Source organism: Okeania sp. SIO3B5, assembly GCF_010692555.1.
In the GTDB taxonomy this organism is placed as follows: domain Bacteria; phylum Cyanobacteriota; class Cyanobacteriia; order Cyanobacteriales; family Microcoleaceae; genus Okeania.
The window spans coordinates 1-4,942 of sequence record NZ_JAAHHG010000650.1 but is presented as its reverse complement, the minus strand read 5'-3'; the positions used below and the strand labels follow the sequence as shown (position 1 = coordinate 4,942).

The 4,942-nt window shown below is 33.4% G+C and carries 3 protein-coding genes; 1 reads left to right on the top strand and 2 read right to left on the bottom strand.

Translation table 11 applies throughout. The features are described from left to right. Window positions 1-198 precede the first annotated feature (198 nt). Both F6K54_RS40215 and F6K54_RS40210 read right to left on the bottom strand, forming a co-directional pair. Window positions 199-1,572: a P-loop NTPase fold protein gene (locus F6K54_RS40215; protein WP_293089971.1), complete on the bottom strand. Its 1,374-nt coding sequence runs from the start codon at window positions 1,570-1,572 to the stop codon at window positions 199-201. A 567-nt stretch (window positions 1,573-2,139) separates the two neighbouring features. Further along, entirely contained in the window at window positions 2,140-2,721 is a 582-nt protein-coding gene (locus F6K54_RS40210; protein ID WP_293089969.1) for a Uma2 family endonuclease, read from the bottom strand. A gap of 489 nt (window positions 2,722-3,210) precedes the next feature. Here F6K54_RS40210 and F6K54_RS40205 point away from each other — a divergent pair, with 489 nt between their 5' ends. Continuing rightward, window positions 3,211-4,701, top strand: a complete 1,491-nt coding sequence (locus F6K54_RS40205; protein ID WP_293089967.1) for an FAD-dependent oxidoreductase — start codon at window positions 3,211-3,213, stop codon at window positions 4,699-4,701. The last annotated feature ends 241 nt before the right edge of the window (window positions 4,702-4,942 follow it).

Below are 4,942 nucleotides of genomic sequence, written 5' to 3'. Positions count from 1 at the left end.
TTTCTTAGACAAGACGCTATTTGTATGGAGGGCGAATGCCATTCGCCCCTACAGATGGTTTATATAGCATTTCTGGCGATCCCCCCTAACCCCCCTTAAAAAGGGGGGAACTGGAAGTCCCCCTTGTTAAGGGGGATTTAGGGGGATCGTTCGATGTACCTCACGCCCGCTGAAAACTGCTATATTTTCTTATGTTACCTAAGTCCTGTTTAACTCTTCCGCACCTTCTAAAATTGGATTAATATCAAACCAAGATCCTTCAGCATCACGATACTCATAAACAAACATACTCCGAATTAAAATCTTATATCCATCATCTCCCGTAACTTTTTTAGACTGAACTACTTGACGCAATAATTCCCATTCATAAGGTTCAATTGCCAAAACCATTTGGTCGCGCTTTTTTTGAATTACTTGTTTCAAAGTCTCACCAGAAAGAGGTAATTTCTTTTCCTGACGAATACAGTCATATAGGAATCTTAATAAGTTACGAATATGACCACCACTAACAAAACATAAAAGCTCTAAAGTCTTAGGATTATCAAAAAGTTCTGTAATTTTTTCCAGACGTTTATTTGACTCAAGTTCAGGAAAAGCTCTTGCTAAAACCATCTGTTGAAGTAATTCAATTCCTTCCTGATAATTACTACCATCACGCAACTTTATTGACACCATTGGCAACACATTTGGATCTGTTAAAAACCTCTGAGTTAGATATCCATAATCATTAGAAAATCGCAATGATAAAGGAATAGTATAAATAAGATGACATTTTAGCTGACGTAACTGCTGTCCCCGATCTACAAAGACATATTCTGGTTGAGGTCTTCCCCAAGGCTTTTTATTATCCTCAATACGATCCAAATTATCAATAATTACCACCAATCCTTTCTTACCTTGCTGTTGCAATTTCTCAATAGCTGGCTCTATAATTTCTTGGTTAATTGCTTCAATAGTATTGCTAATTCGAGGCTCTATATACTCCCTCAACTTCTTCCTTAATTCAGAACTTTCTTTCGCTTTAGCAGTAATCTTACCCATACCAAAAGAAAGACTAAATCCCTTTTTATTAGCTTTAATTCCAACATCAGGAACATTAGGAATTTGAGGTTTCAGTTCAACTTCCTCTAGTTCAAACTCCTTTTGTAATACCTTAACTGCACCTTGAAATAATCTTTCAAGTCCTGTAGCTTCCTCAAGTTCTAGTCGCTCAATACTTTCTATTACCCTATGAGCGATCGCCAATAAAATATCTGCAATATCTACATCATGGTATTCCAAATATTCCCCAGAGTCAAAATAAACAACATGAAATTCTTCTCTCTCTAACTCTGCTTTAAGTCTTAGCAATTCTGTAGATTTTCCACATCCAATGTGCCCAGTAAATAATTCGCAAGTCGCTTCATCTGGGGATAACAAAGTAATATTGTCTCGTAGATTCTCAATAATCTGACCTCCCCGCACCGAAGAAAAATCAATATAATAATTGTTATCTTCTTCAGGATTATCTTTCAAAAATAAAGTTCTTCCTGGATTTGTAGCTTGTAAAAATGTTCGTAAGTCTAGTGGCATTTCTGAGTATAAAAAAATTGTAGTAAGAGAAGAAACTAATGATGTTTATTATTCTATATAAAAGCTCAACCTAATGTAACTAGGCATGAGTAAAACTGATAATGTATGTGGTAACTATAAGTTATATCATGTTCGGTTGAATAGTTATGATTAGGATATAGATGGAAGAGATACCTCAAACCCTTGAGATTGCTTCCTTCCACTCCGTTCCAGTCGCAATGACTTTATAGTTAGTGTTTATCCGAACATGATATTACCCACATTCCACACTTCAATTTGTAATATGAAAATTAGCATAAAATCTGTAGCTTGCTTAAGTATTTACATAGTATAAATCATCTTCATTTACCTGATCGGGAGTCAAATTCTCGGTTAAATATTAACCACTATAACTATAAATTAACCACTAACTATCAGAAGTCAAAAGTCAAAAGTCAAAAGTAAGAAGTAAGAAGTAAGAAATCATCTCAAAAGTAAGAAATAAGAAGTAATAAATATATCAGTCAGAGATTACTTATAATTTTTTACTTTTAGCTTTTGACTTGCGTGTAGCCCTTGATAATCTAATTAACTAGAAGTCATTTTTTTAGTAATTCCAGCCTTACTAAATACTTGTTCAGCAGTTAACTCTAACCCCTCAAATAAAGAATCTATCAGTGGAATTTCTCCCATATAAGTTTCTGGTGGTGCATCTGGATAAAAAACTGTAATACTTCTAGCTTTACTATCAACAACCCACACCCTTAATACACCTGCATCTAAATAATCTTGGGCTTTAGCCATGAGTTGACCAAATGTTTGTCCAGGAGAAATTATTTCTATTACTAAATTTGGTAAAACAGGACAAGCTTCATCTGCTATCCATTCTGGAGATAAGCGTTCATAAGAAACATATAAAATTTCTGGTACAGGCACCCAGTCTTTCCCTTTACAAGTTAATTTCACAGCCCATTCTGGACAAACCTGTCCTTTTCCTTCACACCATTCATCTATTAAATAGAGTAATGTACGAGTCAGCTTAGAGTGAAAATATTTTGGTGACATTTTGGGTGTTGCTTCTCCTTCAATAAGTTCATAAGTAATATCTTCTTCTCCTGGTGGGAGCTTGAGAAACTCTTCTAGTGTAAGTCTATTTTTTGTCTGTACCATTTTCTACCTCTAAAATTGTCTATAATATAATCAATTGAAAGTCAAACAGGCTTGAAGCTAGTCTAATATCTAATATATTTATAAGTATAGTAGAGATTTTAGTAAGATAAAAAGTTATCTACTCATATTAATATTTGCTTTACCAAATAGTTAAGGTTTAAAGCCTCTTTTTTCAAGGAGAGCTAATTATTAATTATTAATTATTAATTATTAATTATTAATTATTAATTATTAATTACTTCTAAGGTGTTGTCCAGGACTTTAGAAATAACTTTATTTTCTTGCCTCCTTATTGCAGAGGTACTGAGAGGTTGTCTGAGAAGTCCCTTCTGCTACATCTAAGCCCCCTAAATCCCCCAAAATTGGGGGACTTAAAGATAGCAAATTGACTCTTGTTCCCCCCAAAGTTGGGGGGCTAGGGGGGCAAAATTCAGTATCAAAAAACTTTTCAGATATCCTCTGATAACTAATAACTAAAATGGGTGATTTATGTCTAACAAAAAACTCTTTAATATTCCTCCAGAAGCACAACAAAAAATCGCTATTATTGGTGCGGGAGCTATGGGAGTTTCTGTTGCTTCTATTCTTTCCCAATTAGGAATTGCCAAAGTAACGCTTCTAGAAGCTGAATCTACCCCCTTAAATCATTATAGTGCTTCTCTTAATAATACAGGGATTTTACATCATTTTGTTTATGGAGGACATTTTTCTACATTAGAACTTTTGTTTAAACAAACTCTTTTGTTTAAAAAATTCATGCCTGACTATGTTTTTGAAGATGACTATGTTAACTATTTAGCTCCTAATATCAAAGGAAATACAGCAATTTATCAAAAAGGCGTAACTATCAAAGATGTTAGTAAAAATTTAATTGAAATTTATAATAACCATATTAATAATTATCCATCAGAGCAAATTTTTGGCTCGGCAAAAGAACTGGTTCAGGAAATCGAGCCAGAAGTGATTTTGTGTGGAACTGGAGACAAAAATTTATTTAATGGCGCGGTTAAAGTCAAACAACCAGTTCTAAATATCGGCGAATATTGTAGTCATTTAATTCAATTACTTAATAAATTAATAAAGAAGCAAAAAATTAATCTTAAAACTAATCATAGAGTGACTAATATTCAACTAAGCAAACAAGGATTTGAACTACAGATTAACCAGGAAAAAAAATTATACTTTAACACCGTAATTAATACAGCATATGCTAGAGGATTAGAAATTCCAATCCCCTCATTTTCAGGAGAAAAACAAGTAGGAAATATTGTTAAATTAAAAGTCTATGGACTATATAAAATTCCAGAAACTCTCAAGACTAAAATCCCTCAATTGATAGACAGTTTCTCTAGTACCTTACTAATTCGTGGAGAATACGGAGGAATTATTAAAGCAGGTCAGAATCGTTTGGCTATTTTTTATGGATTAGAATATAATCAAGCAGAACTCTATATTCCTCTTGATAAGACTCCAATCAATCTACCTCAAAATTGGATAAGTTGGGTAAGGTCTGAAACCGATTATTTTGATAGTCGAAATGAAGTTTCTATTCTCCAAGCTATTCAAAAAGGAGTATCTCAATGGATACCTTGGGTGGCGCAGTTAGAACCAATAAAGTTGAAAAAAAATATTCAGGTTTATCCTGGTAAAAAACCAGCAAATCAATTAGAAGCTGCTAAAAGAGATCATAATCCTATTCGTTATCAGTATCAGCATCAAACTGGCGAACAGTATATTCATATTCCCGGAGGCAAGTTAACATCAGTTATTTATCATTCTTTTCTAATTATTCATAACTTATTAAAAACTTATATAAACAAACAGATTTTAACGGAGCAAGAGGTTAAAAAACACCTCAGAATAGACAATAATAGAACTATAATTATCTCTCCAGAATTGGAATTTTTATTAGGGAAGGAATTGCCACAATCTTCTCCAGAAAAACGAGAAAAAATTATTAGAGAATTAAATGTATATTAACTAGCTATCAGCTATTAGCTATCAGCTATCAGCCTAAAAAATTGTGCATATAATTATATAGCAATATGATTTGAGTTGTGAGATATTGAAAACTTTTAGGGTAAGCATTTCCTGCGGAATGCTGCGCAAACAGCTATTAGCTGTCAGCTAGCCTCCTCCGGAGGAACTTCGTTAACAGCAACAAGACTCTCTCCTTAAGGACAGTGTCTAAATTAAAATAGACTTTAAGGGCAAGGGAGTC